Below are 21,053 nucleotides of genomic sequence, written 5' to 3'. Positions count from 1 at the left end.
TTATGTACTTGAATCATTTTAAGTTGAACCAGAAACCATTTAATCTGACGCCTGATGCGGACATGTTTTATCTGGGTGACGCTCAGCAGAAGGCTTTGAATACCCTGGCCATTGCGCTTCAGCAGGGTGAGGGCTTTATCAAAATCAGTGGCGAAGTGGGTACTGGAAAAACCACATTGTGCCGCAAGCTGATGGCGATGATGGGTGACAACTATCATATTGCTCACATCAACAACTCATTTGTGAACCCCTGCGAGTTCAAATTATTGCTGGCCCATGAGCTGGGTATTGTGCTGAATCACGATGTACCGAGCTATCGAATCCTTCTGCATATTCAAAAGCAATTGGTGATGCTGGCCAGGAAAAACAAGAAAGTCGTACTGATTATTGACGAAGCCCAAGCGATGCCTCGAGATACCCTGGAGGCCCTGCGTTTAATCAGCAATTTGGAAACTGGCAAACGCAAACTGATTCAAATTATTCTGCTGGGCCAACCGGAATTGGATGAAGTGTTGGCGCGTAACGATATGCGTCAGCTCAATCAGCGGATTGCCTACCAGGCCGAATTAAAGGCGATGGATAAAGTTGATTCCATGAGCTACCTCGCCACTCGAATTCAGATATCAGGAGGGCATGAATCCCTGATGTCGAAGCAAGCCAGGGAACTGCTCTGCCGTTATAGCGCAGGAAATCCAAGAATATTGAATATCCTTGCCGACAAAGCCCTGATGTGTGCATTTTCTGAAGGGGATTTGCAGGTCGATAAAAAAGCCGTGAAAGCCGCCATTGCGGATAGCAATGCGGTTCTTGCCAAGCAAGGTCAGGCTTTCCCCCGCTGGGCGGTGGCGGCTTGTGTGGCGGCGGCGCTGATTATTCCAGGAGGTTTTGGCTTGTGGACTTAAACCAGCTGAAGGCGAATGTCGAGCAGGAAACGGCTAAGCAGTATTTCGCCAAACCAAAAGGAAAATCGGTCTCAGCGACGTCTTTCGGGGCGTTTCTAAAGTACGCCCTGGCGTCTGTTATTTTTGCAGCACTGTGCGTTGGCAGTTATCAACTGTCCAGAAGCATCAAAGCCGGAACTCCGGAATCCTCACGGTTTGCGGAAGAAGTTCTGAAAATGTCTGCGACGAGAGAACCCCATCAGGATGACCAGAGCCAGGAAGCCGAGCAGGCTCTAATTGATAGCATCCACGGACTGCCTGCGACGGCTGCCTCCGCACAAGGGGATTTTCTGAGCCAGATTCACAGCCACAATCAACATTACGCACTAGTCTCGACACCGCAATTGGTGTTGCCTGATGTGGACCGTGCCGAGTATCCGAGTCTTGCAAGGCATGAAGGTAAGATTATGCCCAAGCCGGTGATCGAGGCTTCGCAAGAAATACGTGCCGAAGACACCAAGGCTGACATACCCCCGGCCAATGTTACGGAGAAGGTATCGAATACGCGTTCTGGCAAAAGCACAAAGACAATACCTTCTGTGGCACTTGTTCAACAAACCTCGAATTCACCCTCGCCGGCTGAAGTTGACTCGGACGCAGCCGATTCAGGGCGGTTTAATATTCAGTATCACCATAAATCCAGACTCGCCAACCAGATTAAAGAGACACGTCGCTTATACACTCAGGGTAAGGCTGATCAAGCCATTGCTCAGTTGCAGATGTTGATGTCGGCCCATGGCAAAGACTGGAGCCTGAATAAAGCCTTATTGCATATGCTGCTGAAAGAGCGCCGTTGGCAGGACGGTGAGGTTCTGATTAATAAACTGCAAAAACCCGAGCGCAAGCGACTGGCTCAAGCTCAGTTGCTGCAAGCCATGGGAAAGCTGGATGAAGCTCTGTTTACCTTGCAGCGGGAAACGCCTTTGATTGATGACATGCCGGAATATCATCAGGCCATGGCAACGTTGGCGCAACGCCTGGAAGATTTTCCGGTTGCTGAAAAGATTTATAAGAAACTGTTGTTGATCGATAACGATAATGGAGCGTATTGGCTGGGTCTGGCCAGCGCCCAAGATGCCATGGGCAGTGCGAAAGCCGTGAACAGTTATTGGCGGGCACGACAGTTCAATATTGAGCATCGCGCCGTTTTGAAATACATCAACCTTCGCATCAAGGCTTTGAGTAAAGCGTCTTCGGCCGAAGAGCTGGCGAGTCGACAGGGAGCGGCACTATGAGTGTTCAAGCACCCAAGATCCGTATCGGTGACATCCTGATTGAACAGGGGGTGATCACAGACGCGCAACTGATGGAAGCGTTGGCCGAGCAGAAGAAAACCGGCCGAAAGCTCGGCCGTACGCTGGTGGAAATGGAGTTGGTTCAGGAAGACCAGCTGCTGCGCATTCTTTCGGACCAGCTTGGCATTCCCTATCAGGATCTCGATCAGTTGCAGCTTTCGGTAGCGGACGTTCAAAAATTGCCGGAAACCCTGGCGAGGCGCTATCGGGTTCTGTGTCTGGGTGAAAAGGACGGTGCCATGCAAATTGCCATGGCCGATCCAAGTGACATTTTTGGCCTGGACGAAGTCCGCAAACATTTTAATGGCCCGGTCAGTTCCGTGATCGCCCGTGAAGGGCAAATTATGGATGTGCTCGACAAGGCTTATCAGCAAACGGATGAGATCGCCAACCTGGCCGGCGAGTTGGAAGATGAACTGGCCGAGAATGCGGTTACTGTCACTGGACTTCTGGGAGAAGTCGAAGAGAGCGATGCGCCGGTTGTTCGTTTGCTGGAAAAACTGTTTGAAGAAGCGGTTCAAAACAAAGCCTCTGATATTCATATTGAACCGGATGAAACGGTCTTGCGCATTCGCCGCCGTATTGATGGTGTTCTGTACGAGCAGATTGTCAACGAGAGCAGTATCGCGGGCGCACTCGTGGTTCGACTGAAATTGATGGCGAGCCTGGACATTTCTGAAAAGCGTTTGCCCCAGGATGGCCGTTTTCATTTGATGGTACGCGATCATAAAGTGGATGTGCGTTTGTCGACCATGCCGGTTCAATACGGCGAGTCGGTGGTGTTGCGTATCCTCGATCAGACTGAGGGCATATTGCCTTTGGACAAGGTCGGCATGACCAAGATGCATACTGAACGTTTCCGATCCTCGATTCAGCGCCCCCATGGTTTGATTCTGGTAACGGGCCCGACGGGCTCCGGTAAGACAACCACACTTTACGGTGCAGTCAGTGAACTGAACAGTGCCGATAAAAAAATCATCACAGTTGAAGACCCCGTCGAATACCGCCTGCCGCGAGTCAACCAAGTGCAGATCAATGAAAAGATTGGTCTGGATTTTTCGACAGTGCTGCGCGCAACACTGCGCCAGGACCCGGACATTCTTCTGGTGGGTGAGATTCGAGATGCGGATTCCGCTGAAATCGCTATGCGGGCTGCTATGACGGGACACCTGGTGCTCTCCACGTTGCACACAAACGACGCTTTGAGTTCAGCCCTGCGATTGGTGGATATGGGCGTTGATCCCTATTTGGTGGCCGCGTCTTTGAAAACCATCGTGGCCCAGCGTTTGATTCGTCGGGTGTGTCGAGCGTGTTCTGAACCCTATGAGCCCAACGATGCCGAGTTGAGATACATCGAAAGCTTACTGGGCACTCGTGAGCAGGATACCAGTCGTATGAAAAAAGGCAGTGGTTGCGCCAGCTGCAATCACACCGGTTATCGCGGACGTATTGGTATTTTTGAAATTCTTGATGTCAACGAGGCTATGGCGAAAGCTCTGCGCGGTCGTGATGTGGATGGTTTTAATCAGGCCGCGATTAAACAAAAGAATTTTATTCCCCTCGGGCGTAGTGCTCTTGCCTATGCGTTACAGGGTTTGACTTCCCTTGAGGAAGTGATGCGCATCTGCGCCATGCTCGACGACGAAAGTCAGTTTATTGAGGCGCACTAAGTCATGGCCAGCTTCTCTTACATAGGGCGATCATCCGACGGGCAGAAGTTGACGGGCAGCTATGAAGCTGCAAATGCGGAGTCTGTGGCCAGCCGTCTGGCTGAGCGCGGAATCATCCCTCTGGAAATTCATCCGGAGGAAGAGAAGCAGAGTTTTGTTGACAGCTTGAACGAAGCGCTTGGTCTGGAGCGTGTCGAGAAGCAGGAAATCATTATGTTTGCCCGGCAGATGTATACCATCAGTCGTTCAGGCATTCCTTTGATTAAAGCCATTCGAGGATTGGCGTCGACAACCAAACAGCGTTCTCTTGAAAAAGTGTTGCTGTCTATTGTTGAGCAACTGGAATCGGGTTCCAGTCTGGCCAATGCGCTTCGGCGTCACCCGACAGTGTTCGACAATATGTTTGTTTCCATGGTGGATGCGGGTGAGAACAGCGGCCAGCTTGAGCAAACCTTTAAGCAGATTGCCGAATACATTCAACAGGACATTGACAATCGGAAGCGCGTATCAGCTGCACTTCGCTATCCCAGTTTCGTTGTCATTGCATTGAGCATTGCGATTGCGGTAGTGAATATAAAAGTGATTCCCGCCTTCGCTGAAATGTACCAAAAGTTTAATGCACAACTGCCTTGGTCAACTAAGCTTTTGATAGGGATGTCCGATATTTTTGTGCATTACTGGCCACATATTCTGGCGGTGATAGCGGGATTGGTTTTGGTTCTTCGGCAACATTTAAAAACCGATATCGGTAAACGCCAATGGGGTCGATTGAAGCTGCGTCTGCCGATTATCGGCTCGATCATCCAACAGGCATCGATGGCGAGATACGCCCGTGGCCTGGCGTTGATGTTGCGTTCCGGTGTGCCGATTAATCAGTCATTGGGTTTGGTAGCGGCTGCGATGGATAACTTGCACCTGAGTGAACAAGTTTTGCAAATTCGCCGTTCGGTAGAGCGCGGTGACAGTTTATTACAGGCCCATGGTGGCGTTGGCATTTTTACACCGCTGGTACTGCAGATGATTGCGGTTGGTGAGGAAAGCGGTCGGGTGGAAGAACTCTTGGATGAAGTGGCTTTATTTTATGAGGAAGAGGTCGACTACGACCTTAAACGCCTCAGCGCCAAGATCGAGCCCATTATGATTGTTGTTATGGCGGCATTCGTTATGGTGCTGGCGCTCGGAATTTTCCTGCCTATGTGGGATATGTTGTCAATACAAACACGTTGAGTAATTTTTGGTGAGAAGGCCTTCGGGCTTGGAGGATGTTATGAAGATGAACACAATACCCAGTGTAAAAGGTCAAGCAGGATTTACCCTGATTGAACTCGTCGCGGTGATTGTTATTTTGGGCATTTTATCGGCCACAGCGCTGCCACGTTTTGTGGATCTTTCCGATTCTGCGGAGCAGTCAGCTTTGCAGGGTGTGGCCGGGGCATTAAGCAGTGCGGCCGCACTGAATCATGCCAATAACCTGGCAAAAGATGCGGGACTGAGTACCGCCACCGTAACGGACGTAAACAGTTGTGGTGATGTTGTGGGCTTGCTTGAAGGCGGCGCATTGCCGAATGGTAAGTACAACGTTGCTGATACTGCCATCTCGACAGCAGAAGGGACGTCAGCGGCTTGCTCCGTGGTCTATGATTCGAACGGTGACGGAAGTTTTACAGGTGCTGATATCAACGCCGCGTTCACCGCGTATGTTGTGACCAACTGATTCTGTTGCGATCATGAAAAAGCCCGGGGGATTTACGCTCGTCGAGCTGGTCTCCATTATTGTGATACTCGGTATTATTTCTGTCTCCGTTGTTGGCGTCAGTCATAGTGGCGACCTCCAGCGTGTGCAGGCAAGTCGGGATCAGGTCTTGCTTGCGTTGCGCAGTGCCCGACATCTGGCGATGGCCAAGGCATCCAGCGATCGCGAGATCGAATTTATTGCCAACGCCTCGGATGACAGCATTGATCTGCGCGATGGTGGCAGCAGTATAACATTGGGTGGCGTGACGTATCCGTATGTTCTGGGGCAGGGTATTCAGATTACCGATGCGAGCCTGTCCTTCGATAAAATGGGGCGCAGCCCGGCAGCGACGATTTCCATCAGCACCTCAGATGCCAGCGTAACGGTCAGCGTGTCGGCAAACGGTGCTGCGCGATGACGCTTAAAACAATGCCAATACAACAGCGGGGCTTTACCCTAGTTGAATTGATTGTGTTTATCGTTCTATTGGCGATCGTGGCCGGAGCATTTTCCCTCAGCTTCAGTCAATTTAATCGCGACAGCATCGATCCTATTGAGCAGCACAGAGCTTTGCAATGTGCCAAGGCCAAGCTGGAAACCATTACTCTTTTGCGCTTTTCTTCCACCACCCCAGTGGGCGGCTTGCCCGCCTGTGGCAGTGGCCAGGAGGATGCTCAGGCTTGCGGTGCCATCGTCGCATCCACACTGAAAGATGATATCGGTGATTACCACGGTGAAGTTGATAACAGCCTTCAGGCTTGTTCTATCAGTGTTAGTGTGAGTGAAGGCACTGGCGGTTTGGCCGTAACGGGTTTGTCTTCATCGGCTGCTCAACTGCGCCGCATTGAAGTGCGAGCAACTGTTGGCAGCAGTGAAGTGGTTCTAAGCAGTTACAAGGGGAACTACTGATGAATCCTATTCCCCGTTCGAGAGCTCAAGCCGGCTTTACTTTGGTGGAATTGATCGCTGTGGTAGTGATTGTAGCGGTGATCGGGAGTCTGGGCAGTTCTTACTTCTTGCAGTTTCTGGAATCCCAAAAAGCCATTCAGGAACGTATCGATTTATTCAGTCGCAGTCGTTTGGCAGTGAACCTCATGGCCAGAGAGTTGGAAAATGCATTGCCAAGCAGTGTGCGAGCAACAGCTGGCGGTCAGTGCGTGGAATTTATTCCCGTCGTTGGGGGTGGCTTGCTGGAAGATGAAACTGCCACAAGCGCGAACGGGGCTTCGGGTTCATCCACGCTGGATCTGCTGGCCTACAGTGTAGATCGTGGCTCGGCTAATTTTATTGTGGCCGGTGGCGTAAATTCTGCGGATGTATTCAGCGGTGCCGCTTTGGCGGCACTGGCGTCTCCGATTGGGGTTGGTCAAGGTGGTGGCACCATCAATCTCGCTTCGGCAACGGTATTCGCGCAATCTGCCAGCAGCCGACGAGTGTATTTTGTCAGTGGCAGTAAGGCTTTCTGCGTTTTTCAGGGAGCGCTGTACGAATATAGCTCAGCATCCATTTCAGCCACGGGTTTTGTTCCGACCGCCGTTGGGACTTTGGTGGATCATGAGATCAGTTCCGGTGGATTTGCTGTGCAATCGGGTGCGCAAAACAACGGTGCTCAATTGAATGTGGATCTGGTCTTTGGCCAAGGTGGGGCACAATTTCCCAGTAACGACAGGATTTATATTCGCAATGTTCCCTAATCATTTTGCCGTTTACCGGGTGCCTCGAAAAAACCGTGGATTTATGTTGCCGCTGGCTCTGTTTTTGGTGATCGCGATAGCGGCGCTGGCCGTTGGTCTGAGTCGATCAGCATCGAGTGTGCCGTTTGTCGCTTTGCAAGAAGTCTTTAGTCAACGTGCTTTTTATGCGGCGGAAAGTGGTGCTAATTACGGTTTAAGTCATCTTTTGTTGCGTTCAGATATTAATCGAACGGATGGCAATACCGCGTGTACAGAGCTGTCGTCGGTAGCCATCACTTTCAGCAGTGATGGTTTGGAAAACTGCCGGGCGGTGATTTCCTGTGCAGTACAAAGCGGTTCGTTGAACGATGCGAGCTACTACACCATTGATAGTCAGGGCAGCTGTGGTACAGCACCTGTTGACGCGAGCCGTACGATTTCGGTAAGCGCCTATATTCCTGGCGAACCCTAATACCTTTCTTATTAATTTCAAGCTTTCTTTCTTATTTAAATTCAAGCTTTTATGTGCGAGCTTCTAAGCACAAGTATCCTTTCTTGTATTCGATATCTTCCAATTGATGCCGTTTGAAAATTGTTATTTGTCTGGGCTTTAGTTGACGAGTAAACAGCCGATATAGCCACTATAGTCTATTCTTAATGTTCTAAAGAACGGTTCTGAAACCTTCTCAAATCTTTTTGATATAGGAATGTGTGTGTTGCTGTCGCGGCTATTGCTTGTCTGTATGTTGTTCAATGCTCTTTTTGTTACGGAGCAGGCTCGTGCGCAGGTTATTTTCAGCGACAATTTCAACGACCAGAGTTATACCAATTTTCATTGGGATCAAAGTGGTGGCAATGCCTACTATTACAGTGGTCAGGCGGCTGAATCCGGCTTTGGTGTCGGCATCGGTCCTGCAACTTATATTTACACCATTCAGAATGTTCCCAGTAATGTCGAGAGTGTTCAGGTGACTTTCTGGTTTCGTGTCGGGCATAACAGTTTCAGTAGTCGTCCTCGAAACCAGTCCAGTTTTCATCTGTATTGGGATGGTGTTGGTGATGCCTTTAGCAGTTGGTACATTGTAGAGATTCATCGCGGTTCTTCCGGCGCTGGCTCCATTCAAACTCTGACCATCGACATTCCCAGCGAAAGGGTTGCTGAGCAAAACTATCTTCTGTTTTACAATCAGGGCAATCGCGGTTATTACCACATCGACAATGTTGTTATCTCCGGAACGCTGGGGCAGCAGCTTGACCATTTCAGCATCAGCAATACTTCCTCAAGCAATGCCAGTGTCTGCGCACCTCACGAAGTGTTGATTGAAGCAAAGGATGCATCCAATCAAACCCTGAGCGATTTTGAAGGTGATGTTGAAATCAGCACCAGTACTGGAAATGGCGATTGGTCAATGCCCAATGCCAACAGTCGTTTCAGTGCCATTGGCAGTGACAGCGGACGGGCAAACTATCGTTTTGCCAGCAGCGATAATGGTCAACTGCGATTGCGTTTGAGCAATGAGCACGCGGAAACTTTAACCATTACGGTGCGGGACCCGGCCGGTTCTGTCAGCAGCACCAGTGGCAGTATTACCTTTTCTGAAAATGCGTTTGTAACGGAATATAACGATAGCTTGAATGAAGACATTATTGCCTATCGCAGTCATGGTTTGCGCATTACCATGATGAAACGTGACAGTAATGGAGAATGCGGCGCTGCGCAGAATTATACTCGCAGCGGTGTTTATGTCAGAAAAGCCCCTCTGTCGGGTGATCCTGGAGGCTTGGACCCTCAACTGGTTTATGGCGCAAGCACCTCGAGTGTCAGTAACAGCTTTGCTCAATTGCCCATCTCGTTTTCACAGGGTGTGGCTAACGTACAGTTGCTGGCACAAGACGTTGGTCGTTATCGATTGGATTTTGAAGATCGCAGTAACAGCTTCAGTGATTCCACCATACAAGGGCAGAGCGCGGACCTTTCTATTAGGCCATTTGCCTTTTCAGTGAATGTCCCCGGCAGTTCCAGCAGTATGCTGGCCACGGCTCCGGTGTTTAGAAAAGCCGGTGAGGATTTTCCTGCGACCGTTAGCGCAGTGGGTTGGCAACCCAGTGACGATGTGAACAACGATGGTATTGCCGACGGACACAATGATAACGATCCCCTCAATAATGCCGTTCTTGACAACAATCCAGTCTTAAGAAGCTTTGGCACAGAAGGACCGAATAATACCGTAGTCTTGTCTTCCCGTTCCCTGGCGCCCTTAAATCCGAATCATCAGGATTTGAGTGGGGATACTACGGCTGCTTCCTTCAGCAATGGCAGTAGCTCAATCGATATTGCCTACTCCAATGTTGGCATTATGGAAATTGATCTGGCCCTTGGGCAGAGTACTTATCTTGGTGGCAGTGCCACTGCGGCTAATAGATTGCTTGGGCGTTCCGGTGCGATAGCGCGTTTTATTCCCGATCACTTTGTTGTGCAAAATGCGGATTTGGAGCCGTTTTGTTCCGCCAGCAGTTTGACACATATGGGACAACCTTTTGATGTCCGTGCGGACATTACGGCGGTTGGGCGCGATGGCCGAACTCTGGACGCCTACCATGGAGATTTCGCCAAGCTCAGCGATGCCAGTGGTCAGCGTGAATATGGGGCTAAGCCTTTGGCGGGCAGTTTGCTCAGTGGGCGAGTCGAAGCCGTTTCGGAAACCCTGTTGTTTAATCGAGGGCAGGCAAGTTTACATGCTGCCCTTCGATTGAATAAAGACAGCTTGCCGGAAATTGCCCTGAGAGATGTGCAGCTCGGTTTGAAGTTGACGGACAGTGATGGCGTTAATATATCCGGCAGCTCATTGAATCTCGATCTGGGCAGCAGTGGCAGCGCGGAGCACAGTTTGCTGGGCAGTTCGGATTTTTACTATTCCCGTTTGTTTACCGAAAGCCGCCATGGTCCTGAAACGAGTGATCTGCCAGTGCCTTTTGAAATTCAATCATGGGCCGGACACAGCTTTCTCCGTAATGAATCTGACAGTTGTAGTTTAATTGAGCGGGCGGATGTCAGTTTTGCCAGTACCGGTACTTTGGATGTTCCGGCAAATTTACAAGCGACTATTGCTGCATCGTCCACATTAGCGGGATTTATCGATTTGCAGGCCACTCATATTCGTTTCGAGGAAGGTACGGCGGGTTTGGTATTTTCGGCACCGGGCTCGGGTAATCGCGGCCAAGTAGAAATACGCGTTGACTACACGCAGCTTCCCTGGCTTTCCCATGACTGGAATCAGAATTCCATCGCTGACGATGTTCAATTGCCTGATGCAATTGCTCGATTTGGTACCCTGAGGGGGCATGATCTATTGGTTTACTGGCGAGAGAAAGCGCAATAGAATCAAGCTCTTTCTCTAAAGCGAAGACATTCGGCGCTTCGATGTAATCGTTTTATATTTTCAATATTCTCTCTCTTTATCTCGTCCAGCTGTCGATCACGACTGGCGCATCTCACAATCCCTATCTATTACTTTGTCTCAGGGACGTATTTTTTCTTTTGAAAATGTCAGGTCACAAATTGCCTGGGAAACCGGGCAGGTCCAGGTGTAAGAACAATGAATGCTCTCTGGCTTACCTTGAAAAACGTAAGACCTATCTTTTATGCGGCTTTGCTAATCGTTTCACCGATGCGGGTACAGTCAACAAGCGAAATCATTTTTCGTGACGACTTCGAAGACAGAGGTCGAACGAACGTCATATGGTTGTACACCGGGAATGTCAGATATCGAAACCGATCAGACCGTGCAGAAAGCGGAAATGCGATGAGAATCGCGAGAGAATCCAGCATGACATTGCCCTTCGAAGTGCCTTCGGGAGCGCGAGAGTTAACAGTCAACTTCTGGATGCGCGTAGGCCACGATGATTTCAGCCACTCACCCGAGGAGAATGCTAAATTTGTTTTCACCTGGTTGAATCATCTCGGTGAAACAGAGGAGGTCATTTTGCACAGTGGTGCAGAGGGTGCCGGCGATATTCTCAGGCCGTCTATCCGACTTCCAGCAGGTCAATATCAATCGCCCAATGCACAAATATCTCTTTATACCATTGACGCTGTCGGGCGTTACAATATTGACAGCTTTTTTATTGAAGCTTCGATAGGTCCCTCGGGTTTCTCCATAGAACCGGAGCAAACCAATGCCAGTGTCTGTGAGCCAAATCGGATCACAATTTCCATGCTGGATGCCGATGGCAATGTGATTAATGATTTTGAAGGAATTATTGACATATCGACAAGCACCTCGCATGGCAATTGGTCGATGGTGTCTCCGAATGGACGCTTGACCGCTGGCTGGCCAGACATCGGGAGAGCGAGTTATCAATTTGAAGCATCGGATCAAGGTCGGGTAGAGCTTTTGTTGAGCAATGAGCATGCCGAAACTCTGACCGTTCGAGTCGATGAGCGAGATGGGCCAACGCGGCTTGTTTCCCAAAGTATTCGTTATGCCGAGAATACCTTTGTTCTCGCTTACCCTGAGAATCACAAGCGTGATGTTATTGCGTATCGAGGGCATGAGATTACGCTCAGCGTAGTAAAGCGTGATGAAATCAGCGGTGAGTGTGGTATCGCTGAAAGCTATCAGGCCGATGATGTTGAACTGCGCCTGGCCATGCAATCGGGCGATACCATGGCGAAAACTCCAGTGTTCATCATTGATGGCCAGAGCTATGAGATCGGGAGTGCGTTTCAGAATGTGCCGGTCACTTTTACAAATGGTGTTGCTCAGTTCCAGTTATTCACCAGAGACGTTGGTCGATTTACGCTCTCAGCCCGGGATCAGTCCAAGGCTTTTTCCTCGGAAACCCTATTGGGAGACAGTGGTGATCTTCTCTCTCGCCCGTTTGCCTTATGGTTGAATATTCCAGAAAACCCGGCCGCGTTAAGCCATAGCGGCGAGGTTTTTAACGCGGCGGGGAGTGACTTTCATCTACAGGCCGCTGCCGTTGGATGGCAGGCCAGCGATGATCTCGATAATGATGGCGTAGCAGATGGCCATGCGGTTCCTGGTTCTCGCACAAGGGCATATTTGGGCGATAATGCTTTATTGCACAGCTTTTCCAAAGAAGGCCATCCGGCATCCGTGCAGCTTAAGGCACAATCCATGATCCCGCTGATCGTATCGCATCATGATTTGACGGGCGATGTCATTTTGGAGGATTTTGAAAACGGGTACTTGTCATCAGCCAATATACGTTACTCGAACATCGGGGTGATGGAAATTGAAGCGCACATCTATGGTGGCTCCTATTTAGGTGCCGACTCCGTCACCACGAATAAAATTCAAGGGCGTTCCGGTGCGATCGGGCGTTTCATTCCCAGCTATTTTTCCATCAGTGAAACGGAAGTTATCCCCGCTTGCCCCGACGCAGGTTTTTCCCATTTGAATCAGGACTTTTCAGTAAAAGCAAATCTCCGTGCGATGAATGCCCAAGGAAGAGTACTGGACGTATATGAGGGAAGTTTTGCGAAACTTGATGATGAACACAGGGGGCAGGTGAATTTTCAGGCCGCCGGGCTTCCCGGACGTTTGCTGAAAGACACAGAAACTTTGGTGTTCAATCAAGGTCACGCTCCCTATCGCGGGGTGTTGCGTTTACAGCGAAGCGCCGCACCCGATGGTCCCTGGCGGGATGTTCAGCTCGGCATTAACATACAGGATGACGACGGCGTAGGAATAAAACCTTCACAGCTAAATCTGGATCTCGATACGGATAACGGTAGTGACTATGATCATTTTCTTTTGGGTATCAGTGATTTTTATTTTTCCAGATTAAACCTGCCGGATGCTCATGGTCCCGAAAATCGAGACCTCTTTAGCCAGCTGCAGATTGAATCCTGGCAGGGGAACAGCTTTCAACTGAATCACAAGGACTCCTGCAGCCAGCTGGCTCGTGGTGATATTCAGTATGTGCAGAGCGGCGCCTTATCCATTGACAGCAATCGAACGGTTTCAGTCGGTGCCGGGAACAGTACGGCCAGCTTTCGTTCCCTCGAGCAGGCGTTTGTCAATTTTGTAGGCGGAGATGCCGGGCAGGTTTTTAGTGCACCAGGTTTGGGAAATCGAGGGCTTGTCGAAGTGGATATTGATCTGGCCAATTACCCCTGGCTTCAATTCGATTGGAATCAGGACGGTGAATACAGCGACAGCCGATTACCGAGGGCACATTTTCGCTTTGGTGCCACTCGCGGTCACGACCGGGTGGTGTACTGGCGTGAGTCGCTTCCCTAGATGTCATTGTTTCAGGTAAGCGACTCGCCCATAAAGCGGTTCACGGCTGTCGTTTACAAATTATGAAGCTTCTTCAATCTGGATGTCCAAGGCCAATTCATCGGCAATGGCATCCAGGCGGTCCTGCAACTCTACCGTATCGCAATCGGCCTGGATCTGTAGCTGGTATTTCGCTTCGAATTGGGGATCACCCGACCAGGGCATGCTGCTGCAATCGGTATCCAACTGGGCGACATTAAAGCCACCTTGAGCAAAAGCGCGGGACAATTCCAGCACGATGCCGGGGCGATCGGGACCAATAGCACTGATGTGCAGGCTTTGTTGGGCAGAACCCTGTTCACGCTGACCTTCGCTGAGCAGAACCTGGATACCGGAACTTTCCAGTGCTTGCAGGGCCTGGCTTAGCGCAGCGACATCTTCCGTCGCACAACTCACGCGTAAAATACCGGCAAACTTGCCATCCAGATGAGCCATGCGACTCTCTTGCCAACTGCCTTTATGTTGATCAACACAGGCGGCAATTTGCTCGACAACGCCGGGGCGATCGTCGCTGATAATGGTTAAAACCAAACAGGTATCCATAGTATTTATCCGTTTAAACATCTACCGATATAGGGTAGGCTTTAGCCGTCTTTTAGGTCAAGTATGGAACGAAATATGTTTGCAGCCAAACCGATTATCAGCACCGTAGTGCTGGCTTTAAGTGTGGGTTTCAGTGCCCAGAGCATCAGTCATGCGAATCACAGCATTGAGAAGTCCGCAGCGGCGGAACATCGCAGTGCAAAAAATTCAGCCCGTGATCCGTATCGCAATCCGATACAGACCCTGGAGTTTTTTGAGGTGGAAGAAGATCAGGCTGTGGTTGAAATTTGGCCAGGCGGCGGTTGGTATGCAGAAATCCTGGCGCCTTACCTGATGGACAAGGGCACCTATTATGCGGCTCATTTCGACCCCAATGCGGGTATCGATTTTTACACTCGCTACCAGAAAAAGTTTGTTGAAAAAATGCAGGCCAACCCCGAGGTTTACGGCAAGGCTGAACTGACGGCGTTTTACCCGCCCAATAAGGTGAACACTATTAAAGGCAGCGCCGACCGTGTGCTTACCTTCCGTAATGTCCATAACTGGATGAAGTCCGGTTTTGCACAGGAAGCCTTTAACGAGTTCTACGCCATGTTGAAGCCAGGCGGTATTTTGGGCGTGGTTGAACATAGAGCGAAGCCCGGAACCGACTTGGATACCATGATTAAATCCGGTTATGTCACGGAAGCCAAAGTGCGTGAACTCGCTGAGAAAGCCGGTTTTAAATTAGTGGCTGCCAGCGAAATCAACGCGAACCCGAACGATACTGCTGATCATCCCAAAGGCGTTTGGACCTTGCCGCCCAGCCTTCGTATGGGTGATGAAAAACGCGATCACTATAAAGCGATTGGTGAAAGTGATCGTATGACATTGAAGTTCGTAAAACCTGCCAAGTGATCATTCCTTATCAGCAATTGGCAGCTGAGACTCTAGACGCTGTGCTAGAGTCTTTTGTCTTGCGTGAAGGCACTGATTACGGTGAACAGGAAGTCAGTTTGGAAAGGAAGTTGGAGCAGTTACGTCATCAGTTAAAGAATGGTGAATTGCTGCTGTGTTTCGATGAGCCGACAGAGTCGATCAATCTGTTGACGCCCCAGCAAGCCAGAGAGATGGGTTTATAGCCCATCTCTTTTGCATTTCGCTTTATGTCTCTAATGCCTAGTTTTCCAGCAGCGTAATTTTTTCGGGACCGTCCAGCACGGCACTCAGCTGGCCTATCATTTCGCGACGTTGATCACTGTGAAACCAGCGTTGCCAGTCGCTCAAGGTTCGCCATTTACTCAGCACATAGTGATGGCGATGATTATTCATATCGTAAAAGGTTTCACCATTAATAAAGCCGGCGGCCTGGTAGGCACCCTGCAGGGTGGAGCGGGCCATAGCTTCGTAGGTGGATTCAAGGTCAGTGCCGATATGGCGCTCGATTAATACATGGATCATGGTGGGCATCCAGACTGCTTAAAATCAAGATGGTACGCAATCTCAGGCGGAATGGGTAGCGTTGGCAGCCGGTAAATGTTGCTCGGATTCGCTGATCAACCACTCGACCAGACCCATCCATTCTTCGAGTAAGGAGAGAATAATGGCCTTGCGGCTTGGTCGCACATTGTTCTGCTCGATGATGTTGCGGCCGATGAGGGTCAACGAAGAGATGATTTGCCCAACCACAACAGGATCAATGGCCACCATAAAGAACTCACAGCTGCGGCTCAAATGTGGCGGCAAGGTGCGGGCTGATGGGGCATCATTGGTCTTTCCGGCCATAACATTCTGTACTTCGAGAGCCAGGGATGGGTCTCGATGGCGTAGCAACTTGAAGCTTAATTCCAGGCTGTGACGGCTAAAAATATCTGGACGGTTTATGGTTAAATCTTTCAGTAGAGACAAAATACATCCTCACTCTTCGCTGACTGCTCAGCGACAAATCTCAATAACAGTGTAGTCCACAAGGCTACTTTCGCTGTTAAAATAGATGCCGTATATCGGATGACGAAGCAACAAGAAGGTACAGAATCAGCACAATGACGGCGACGAACAATGAATCAATAATGGTTGACTCGACACTGGATGCCCGGGGTTTACTCTGCCCCGAGCCGGTTATGATGCTCCACAAACAGGTGCGTGAATGTCAGGAAGGTCAGGTATTACAAGTACTTGCAACCGATCCTTCAACCACACGTGATATACCCAAATTTTGTTCCTTTCTGGGACATGAGCTGATTAAACAGTTGGAAGGTCAGGGTGAGAAGGCCAATGAATATCACTACTGGATACGCAAGGGTGCGGACTAAACGGGGCTAAAACTGACAGAGAAAAGAGATGGGCGGCAGGCGGGGGCCTGCCGGATGACTTGCTCAAGGCAAGTTTGGATTTAAATCCTGGTCTTACTTTTCTTCGACCAGGATGGATATTGCAGCCAGTGCTTCCGGGTCTTCAGCTTTGATGCGATTGGCGATCTGGTGCTGAAAGAAGTAACGGAACTCTTCCCGGCTCTGAACCTGATACAGGCATTCGTCACCTGGCAGCACCGGGGTGCTGACCACTTCAGACTCGTCCGCAACCATACCGGATACCTTGCCATCGCCGTAGAGGCGCCAGCTAATCACCTCGGTCAGGGTAATATTTTCATAGGTTTTGTCCGCCAGCACCGCGTGGGTGCCGATGGTGTCGGGGATTTCCTGGATACTGAACTCGCCATTGAGTTCGGCGGCTTCGTAGTCGTAATACTCAGCAGCGGTTTCCAGCTCGACAATTTTGTGAATTGGGGCATCGTAAAACACTTCGTCGACGCCTGGATCGTAGTAACCCTCCCATTGACCATTGAGGGGGTCCTTGATGTCGATGCAGGCAACGATGTCATTGAGCCAGGGCACCAAGCCGACAACATCGCCATTGGCCCTTAAACCCCAGCACAGAACCTTCAGGCTGAACAGCTTGTCCGGGCTGGCGTCATTGCTGTACAGCATTTCCAGACCGTCGAGTTCCGGTGCGAGGCGTATAAAGCGGGTGCTGTCCTCAGGCGCGTATTTCTGGCCCGTGAACAAATCGATGACATTGCCCTTGGTTTTAGAGCGATTTTCCGTGGTCTTCATGCGACTACCTCCCTTCTGGGTTTTGGCAGCTTGGGGTGCCCACTCCAGTTTCAGAGCAGGCTTATTATTATATGGCACTCAAATTGGCGTAAAATTCCCACTGGCGTTTAAAACGGGCCAATGTATAAGGCATTTACGGGGTGCCATTAAAATCCTTACTATATAAAGTATAGCTAGATTGGCATAAGTACAACATTTTGACAAAATATTTTTTAAACGGTTCACCTTCACTATATATAGTGGTTTTATTTTGATAGATCGGGCTGAAATTTGAACAGTTATTATTTTGCTTACGGCTCCAATATGAACCCTGAGCGTATGCGTACACGGGGCCTGGAATTCGATCAGGCGATCCCCGCCAGGCTGGAGCAGGCCGAACTGCTTTTTAACAAGCGTGCAGCGGATGCGCCCCATCGATCCTATGCCAATATTGGCTTCCGCCAGGGCAGTGTGGTGGAAGGCGTAGCCTATCGCCTGTGTGACGAACGGCAGATCCTGAAAATGGACCCTTTCGAGGGCACACCGCGTCTGTACAGCCGGGATATTTTTACGGTTCATAGCAGTGAGGGTCCGATTAACGCCTGGGTCTATGTGGCCAACAAAGCCATGATTCAGGAAGACCTTAAACCCGCGCGCTGGTATCTGGAACATTTGCTGGCAGGCCGGGAATTTCTCAGCGAAGCCTATTTCCAGCATTTGTGTCAGGTGGAGTGTGTGGCCGAATGAGTTGTCTGGAAACGACTGCGGAAACCTCGCATCGCTGTGAGGATCTTATTGCAGTATTTAATGCATGCTTTCAAGAAAGTCATAACACCGTATTGATTGGCGGTGCGGAAGAACCGCTGTATCAAGTTGCGGATCAGGATCACCCTCACCACCGAATTTATTTTACACAAGACTATTACGCCAGTGGCCTGCACGAAATTGCCCATTGGTTGGTCGCGGGGGAAGCGCGCCGCCAACAGGAAGACTACGGCTATTGGTATGCCCCCGATGGACGCAGCCTGGAGCAGCAGGCTGAGTTTGAAAAGGTTGAAGCCAGGCCCCAGGCTTTGGAATGTATCTTATCCCGAGCGGCGGGCTTTCCATTTCGGGTGAGTGCGGATAATGCCGAAGCGGGTTTGATGCCCAGCGCCGAGTTTTGTCAGCGTATTTATCAGGAGCTGCAAGCCTACTGCCAGGGCCGTTTGAACGAACGCAGCGTGACGTTGATTGCGGCCCTTAGTGCATTTTACGGTACTTCGTGTTCTGATGATTCCGGCTTGCCACCTGCCTGCGATGTCAGCAGCTATACTCTGGAAGATGTGCGATGAAGCCTCTAGCGGCGACGTGTTTGATTGATGCCTCGATTTATATTTTTCAATATTATTTTTCTCTGCCCCCCAATTGGACGGCGCGCAATGGTTACTCAACTGAAGCGGTTTATGGTTTTGCTACCTTCCTGTTAAAACTGAAAGAGCAATATGGCCCCAAACGTTTGGGCTTGTGTTTCGATGAAAGTTTAGGGCAGGGGTTTCGAGAAGACATATATCCGGATTACAAAGCCAGTCGAGCCTTGCCCGATGATTCCCTGGCGTACCAGCTTGATGCTTGTCGAGAAATCGCCGAACTGATGGGCATTCCCTGTTTTGGTTCAACACGCTACGAGGCGGATGATTTAATTGGCAGTTTGATGCAGCTTGCCAAACGCAGCAAGCAGCCGGTTGCTATCCTGAGTCGTGACAAAGATCTTGGTCAGCTCATTCGAAGGGAGCAGGATTATCTCTGGGACTTCGCCAAAGACCTTAAGAGCTACGCGCCAGACATCGAGGAAAAATGGGGCGTGCCGCCAGAGGCCATGGCAGACTATCTGGCTTTGGTTGGTGATTCTATCGATGACATTCCGGGAGTGCCTGGAATTGGTGCCAAAACGGCAGCAGCGCTCTTACAGGCCTACGGCAGTGTGAAAGGCATCTACGCCAATCTGGAAGCCCTGCAAGATATGAAACTCAGGGGCGCAAAAGGCCTGGGCAGTAAACTGGAAGAGCACCTTGAGCAGGTGGCCATGGCAAAAACCCTGGCAACCATTGTTTGTGATATTCCCTTAGTGGATTCAATAAACGATTTGGACTGGCGAACAGCGGATATCGATGCATTGGAAGCATTTTGTGCCGAACAGGGTTTTTCCCGACTGGCCAGTCGCGTGAATAAAGTGTTTGGAGAAAATGTGTGATTATTCTGCTCGATGAAAATATTCCCATGGCCGAGCACTATTTTTCCGAGTTTGTTCAATCCGGGGTTGACGGCAAAGCGCAGGGTGAACTGCGATTTAAAGCCGGGCGAGAAATCTGTGCAGAAGATGTCACGGATGTTGATGCACTTATTGTTCGATCGGTAAGTCAAGTGAACGAAGCATTGTTAGCAAACAGCCCGGTACGTTTTGTGGGAAGCTGCACGATTGGTATGGATCATATCGATACGGAGTATCTGGATAAACGTGGCATTGCTTATGCCAATGCGCCTGCCTGCAATGCCAATTCCGTGGTGGAATATGTGTTTGCTGCATTGTCTCATCTTGGCTGTGACTGGCAGGGCAAACGACTGGGCATTATCGGTATGGGCAATGTCGGTTCGGCTCTGTACCGGCGTGCCAGTGAGTTGGGGGTGGAATGCTGTGGCTTCGATCCACTTATTGAACAGGATCGTTACCCGGTGTTGTGCAGCCTGGACGAGGTTTTAAGCTGCGATATCGTTTCCATGCATGCGCCTCTGAGCCATAGTGGTCCGGCGCCAAGCTATCAAATGATAGGCGAAGCCGAAATTGCTCAGCTGAGATCGGGTTCGGTGTTGCTCAATTGCGGCCGAGGGGACTGTTTGGATAACCGGGCTCTGCTGGACCGTCTAAAGAGCAAGGCGGACCTCTTCACGGTATTGGATGTCTGGCAGGATGAACCCAATATCCACGCCGATCTGTTACCTTTCGTCAATATCGCGACACCTCATATTGCCGGTTACAGCTATGACGGCAAAGTAAAAGGAACGCAAATGATCGCCGGCAGTCTCGCGGAGCATTTAGGGCAAACGTTGACGGCCGGAAAAAGTATTGTTGAACAGGTGCAGGCTATCTCTGATGTAAAAGGGGCTACGGCGTTTGAAGCGCTTCAGCAATTGATTCCCCATTGCTATGACATAAAAGCTGATGACTCGCGTTTGCGAGCCGCAATGAAAGAAAATCCGAACGGGTTTGCACGTGAGTTTGATCGCTTGCGCAAACACTATCCTAAACGCCGGGAGTTTTTTCACTTTCGTTTAGCAAATGATGTTTTATTGCCAGAAAAAGAAAAGCAGCGACTAGAACATAGCCTAGCCGCCTTGGGATTTTCCCAATAAGTATGAGGAGAGTTTAAAACTGGTACTGCCTGCACTCAAATAGGTGATGTACGCCTACCTAAGAATTCACGGGTGCCGATAATGGATGTAGCCAGTTGGGCAAATAATTAATAAGGCGATCAATCGCTTCATCAACCATGGCCTCGGTGATTGGCGTTTCCGTACCATCATCTTCGATGATGGCGGCACCATGGAAATTGCGACGGGGAAAAGGAATTACCTTGGCGTTTGGCTGTTTGGCCTCTTGCTCAGACATCGTTCTCTTTCCTGTCTCAATCTCGATGCTGGCTAATATAGGCTTAGAATATGACTGCTATGTTACAGTCGAAAAATTCATAAATTCTTATGATGTTTGGTCGAGGAGAAACCATCAGCGGCAAGCTCCCAGGTTTTGGGGTGGCTCATCACTGATGGCTTGGAAGGGCGG

Annotated in this window: 23 protein-coding genes; 18 read left to right on the top strand and 5 right to left on the bottom strand. The window is 50.1% G+C overall.

The genetic code is table 11. The features are described from left to right. Positions 1-2: 2 nt before the first annotated feature. The 11 genes from G8768_RS13085 to G8768_RS13035 all read left to right on the top strand — a co-directional run bounded on the left by G8768_RS13085 (position 3) and on the right by G8768_RS13035 (position 13,583). Positions 3-902, top strand: a complete 900-nt coding sequence (locus G8768_RS13085; protein WP_166846049.1) for an ExeA family protein — start codon at positions 3-5, stop codon at positions 900-902. After that, on the top strand, positions 893-2,176 hold the full coding sequence (locus tag G8768_RS13080) for a tetratricopeptide repeat protein (RefSeq protein ID WP_166846051.1): 1,284 nt from the start codon (positions 893-895) through the stop codon (positions 2,174-2,176). Before G8768_RS13085 ends, G8768_RS13080 begins: the two co-directional genes overlap by 10 nt. Beyond that, on the top strand, positions 2,173-3,906 hold the full coding sequence (locus tag G8768_RS13075; protein ID WP_166846053.1) for a GspE/PulE family protein: 1,734 nt from the start codon (positions 2,173-2,175) through the stop codon (positions 3,904-3,906). The genes G8768_RS13080 and G8768_RS13075 overlap by 4 nt, the downstream gene beginning before the upstream one ends. A gap of 3 nt (positions 3,907-3,909) precedes the next feature. Continuing rightward, positions 3,910-5,133 carry a type II secretion system F family protein gene (locus G8768_RS13070; RefSeq protein WP_166846056.1) on the top strand — a complete coding sequence of 408 codons (1,224 nt, stop codon included), beginning with the start codon at positions 3,910-3,912 and terminating at the stop codon, positions 5,131-5,133. A 40-nt stretch (positions 5,134-5,173) separates the two neighbouring features. After that, on the top strand, positions 5,174-5,620 hold the full coding sequence (locus G8768_RS21170) for a type II secretion system protein (RefSeq protein WP_279545845.1): 447 nt from the start codon (positions 5,174-5,176) through the stop codon (positions 5,618-5,620). A gap of 13 nt (positions 5,621-5,633) precedes the next feature. Further along, the gene (locus tag G8768_RS13060; protein ID WP_166846058.1) at positions 5,634-6,059 is read left to right on the top strand and encodes a prepilin-type N-terminal cleavage/methylation domain-containing protein; all 426 of its coding nucleotides are present in this window, start codon (positions 5,634-5,636) and stop codon (positions 6,057-6,059) included. Continuing rightward, positions 6,056-6,550, top strand: a complete 495-nt coding sequence (locus G8768_RS13055; protein WP_166846060.1) for a prepilin-type N-terminal cleavage/methylation domain-containing protein — start codon at positions 6,056-6,058, stop codon at positions 6,548-6,550. The genes G8768_RS13060 and G8768_RS13055 overlap by 4 nt, the downstream gene beginning before the upstream one ends. Beyond that, positions 6,550-7,335 carry a PulJ/GspJ family protein gene (locus G8768_RS13050; protein WP_166846062.1) on the top strand — a complete coding sequence of 262 codons (786 nt, stop codon included), beginning with the start codon at positions 6,550-6,552 and terminating at the stop codon, positions 7,333-7,335. Before G8768_RS13055 ends, G8768_RS13050 begins: the two co-directional genes overlap by 1 nt. Further along, positions 7,325-7,786: a pilus assembly PilX family protein gene (locus G8768_RS13045; protein ID WP_166846064.1), complete on the top strand. Its 462-nt coding sequence runs from the start codon at positions 7,325-7,327 to the stop codon at positions 7,784-7,786. Before G8768_RS13050 ends, G8768_RS13045 begins: the two co-directional genes overlap by 11 nt. 241 nt (positions 7,787-8,027) lie before the next feature. Continuing rightward, positions 8,028-10,694, top strand: a complete 2,667-nt coding sequence (locus G8768_RS13040; protein ID WP_166846066.1) for a DUF6701 domain-containing protein — start codon at positions 8,028-8,030, stop codon at positions 10,692-10,694. Between the two features lie 423 nt (positions 10,695-11,117). Continuing rightward, positions 11,118-13,583, top strand: coding sequence for a DUF6701 domain-containing protein (locus G8768_RS13035; protein WP_166846068.1), 2,466 nt, complete (start codon positions 11,118-11,120; stop codon positions 13,581-13,583). Positions 13,584-13,643: 60 nt separating this feature from the next. On the opposite strand, the gene G8768_RS13030 is transcribed toward G8768_RS13035, so the two are convergent. Then, the gene (locus G8768_RS13030; protein WP_166846069.1) at positions 13,644-14,165 is read right to left on the bottom strand and encodes a glycine cleavage system transcriptional repressor; all 522 of its coding nucleotides are present in this window, start codon (positions 14,163-14,165) and stop codon (positions 13,644-13,646) included. Positions 14,166-14,240: 75 nt separating this feature from the next. Here G8768_RS13030 and G8768_RS13025 point away from each other — a divergent pair, with 75 nt between their 5' ends. Together G8768_RS13025 and G8768_RS13020 are read left to right on the top strand one after the other, a co-directional pair. Beyond that, positions 14,241-15,062, top strand: a complete 822-nt coding sequence (locus G8768_RS13025; protein WP_166846071.1) for a class I SAM-dependent methyltransferase — start codon at positions 14,241-14,243, stop codon at positions 15,060-15,062. Beyond that, the gene (locus G8768_RS13020; RefSeq protein WP_166846073.1) at positions 15,059-15,286 is read left to right on the top strand and encodes a YheU family protein; all 228 of its coding nucleotides are present in this window, start codon (positions 15,059-15,061) and stop codon (positions 15,284-15,286) included. Before G8768_RS13025 ends, G8768_RS13020 begins: the two co-directional genes overlap by 4 nt. 37 nt (positions 15,287-15,323) lie before the next feature. On the opposite strand, the gene G8768_RS13015 is transcribed toward G8768_RS13020, so the two are convergent. Further along, positions 15,324-15,605, bottom strand: coding sequence for an antibiotic biosynthesis monooxygenase family protein (locus G8768_RS13015; RefSeq protein WP_166846075.1), 282 nt, complete (start codon positions 15,603-15,605; stop codon positions 15,324-15,326). A gap of 42 nt (positions 15,606-15,647) precedes the next feature. Next, positions 15,648-16,052, bottom strand: coding sequence for a hypothetical protein (locus G8768_RS13010; RefSeq protein WP_166846077.1), 405 nt, complete (start codon positions 16,050-16,052; stop codon positions 15,648-15,650). 161 nt (positions 16,053-16,213) lie between these two features. On the opposite strand from G8768_RS13010, the gene tusA reads away from it, so the two are divergent. Beyond that, positions 16,214-16,456, top strand: coding sequence for a sulfurtransferase TusA (gene tusA, locus G8768_RS13005; RefSeq protein WP_166846080.1), 243 nt, complete (start codon positions 16,214-16,216; stop codon positions 16,454-16,456). 93 nt (positions 16,457-16,549) lie between these two features. Here tusA and G8768_RS13000 read toward each other — a convergent pair whose 3' ends face one another. Then, positions 16,550-17,257 carry a hypothetical protein gene (locus G8768_RS13000; protein ID WP_166846083.1) on the bottom strand — a complete coding sequence of 236 codons (708 nt, stop codon included), beginning with the start codon at positions 17,255-17,257 and terminating at the stop codon, positions 16,550-16,552. Between the two features lie 270 nt (positions 17,258-17,527). Between G8768_RS13000 and G8768_RS12995 the strand changes: the two genes are divergently transcribed. From G8768_RS12995 to G8768_RS12980, 4 genes are read left to right on the top strand one after another with little or no spacing between them, the layout of a single operon-like run. Then, entirely contained in the window at positions 17,528-17,983 is a 456-nt protein-coding gene (locus G8768_RS12995) for a gamma-glutamylcyclotransferase family protein (RefSeq protein WP_208020168.1), read from the top strand. Next, positions 17,980-18,570 (top strand): elongation factor P hydroxylase, encoded by a 591-nt coding sequence (locus G8768_RS12990; protein ID WP_166846086.1) that lies wholly within the window; start codon positions 17,980-17,982, stop codon positions 18,568-18,570. The genes G8768_RS12995 and G8768_RS12990 overlap by 4 nt, the downstream gene beginning before the upstream one ends. Then, positions 18,567-19,469 carry a 5'-3' exonuclease gene (locus tag G8768_RS12985; RefSeq protein WP_166846088.1) on the top strand — a complete coding sequence of 301 codons (903 nt, stop codon included), beginning with the start codon at positions 18,567-18,569 and terminating at the stop codon, positions 19,467-19,469. Before G8768_RS12990 ends, G8768_RS12985 begins: the two co-directional genes overlap by 4 nt. Beyond that, positions 19,466-20,626, top strand: coding sequence for a DUF3410 domain-containing protein (locus tag G8768_RS12980; RefSeq protein ID WP_166846091.1), 1,161 nt, complete (start codon positions 19,466-19,468; stop codon positions 20,624-20,626). The genes G8768_RS12985 and G8768_RS12980 overlap by 4 nt, the downstream gene beginning before the upstream one ends. 58 nt (positions 20,627-20,684) lie before the next feature. Here G8768_RS12980 and G8768_RS12975 read toward each other — a convergent pair whose 3' ends face one another. Further along, positions 20,685-20,882 carry a PA1571 family protein gene (locus G8768_RS12975; protein ID WP_166846095.1) on the bottom strand — a complete coding sequence of 66 codons (198 nt, stop codon included), beginning with the start codon at positions 20,880-20,882 and terminating at the stop codon, positions 20,685-20,687. Positions 20,883-21,053: the final 171 nt, after the last annotated feature.

Origin of the sequence: Pseudoteredinibacter isoporae (assembly GCF_011602085.1) — a bacterium.
GTDB classification, from domain to species: Bacteria; Pseudomonadota; Gammaproteobacteria; order Pseudomonadales; family Cellvibrionaceae; genus Pseudoteredinibacter; species Pseudoteredinibacter isoporae.
This window is presented reverse-complemented; position numbering and strand designations above follow the sequence as displayed.